2 protein-coding genes are annotated in these 1,083 nt (G+C 62.0%); both read left to right on the forward strand.

What is annotated here, in order from left to right; all coding sequences use genetic code 11:
- Positions 1 to 433: hypothetical protein (locus tag Y707_RS0117365; RefSeq protein ID WP_216699283.1), on the forward strand; the 433-nt coding region annotated here is incomplete at its 5' end.
- An 88-nt stretch (positions 434 to 521) separates the two neighbouring features.
- A partial coding sequence (locus Y707_RS31675; protein ID WP_162150243.1) for an MFS transporter occupies positions 522 to 1,083 on the forward strand: 562 nt, incomplete at its 3' end.

Below are 1,083 nucleotides of genomic sequence, written 5' to 3' on the forward strand. Positions count from 1 at the left end.
CGCCGCGGCGGCTCCCGCCGGGCTGATGGCCAGTGGAGCGATGCCCGTGGCCAACATGGCGCCGGCGCTCAGGGCAGCCAGCCAGCGGGGCGGACCATGCAGGGTCTTGTCTTTGCTTCTTCGTCCTGACTGCCTTCGATCACCGGCGCCGGCGCGGGTGGTGGAATGGGTTGAAGAAAACATGTCGTTTACCCTTCAAAAGGTGCCCGGCCACACCCAGAGACCGGACCAACTTCGTGACGAGTACACGGTGTTGATGAATGTTGTGAGCGCAAAACCATTGGAAAACCTTGCCGATTTCGTCCGGTTGCCATACACCGTGACCAAAGTGATTCGAAAGGCGTTTTTTTTGGCCGCGGCCGGGCAAAACCCAACCGTCCTTGGCGGCCGCCTTGCGATTAATGGCACAGGTGCAACATTTCAATTGCCCTGAGCCCCGACTGTAGGCTCGGACGGTGTCCCCATCGTCTATTTCCAGTCTCCCAATAGGGGAACCCGGCCGCTTCCGCGGACGGATAATCGTGCTGGCGGGCATTCTGCTCTTCGGGATCACGCTGCGCATGGCGGTGACGGCTGTCTCGCCGCTGATCAGCCAGATCGGCGAGGATATTGCCCTCTCGGCCGCCATGATCGGCCTGCTCGGCACATTGCCCACGGCGACCTTCGCCGTTTTCGGTTTTATGACCCCGTACGTCGTCCGCTGGGCGAGCCTGGAGAAACTCCTTGGAATCGCCATCGCATCGGCGGTGCTGGGCCAGATCGCACGCGCGCTGGTCTCCGAAACAGTTCCGTTCATGATTCTGACGGTGGTGGCGTTGGCCGGCCTGGGCGCCGGAAACGTGCTGCTGCCGCCGCTGGTCAAGAAGTACTTTCCGGACAAAATCGGTCTGATGACCGCCCTGTATTCGACGTCGTTGGCTTTGGGGACCGCACTTCCGCCGCAGTTCGCAGTTCCGGTTGCCGACGCCACCGACTGGAGATTCTCGATTGGGCTGTGGGCCGTCTTCAGCCTGGTCGCTGCGGTCCCGTGGATCACTATGGGACTGGAACGACGGCGTCGACCGTCGCCCCTTGATGCCGGTG

Source organism: Arthrobacter sp. H14 (assembly GCF_000520495.1).
GTDB lineage: Bacteria > Actinomycetota > Actinomycetes > Actinomycetales > Micrococcaceae > Arthrobacter_C.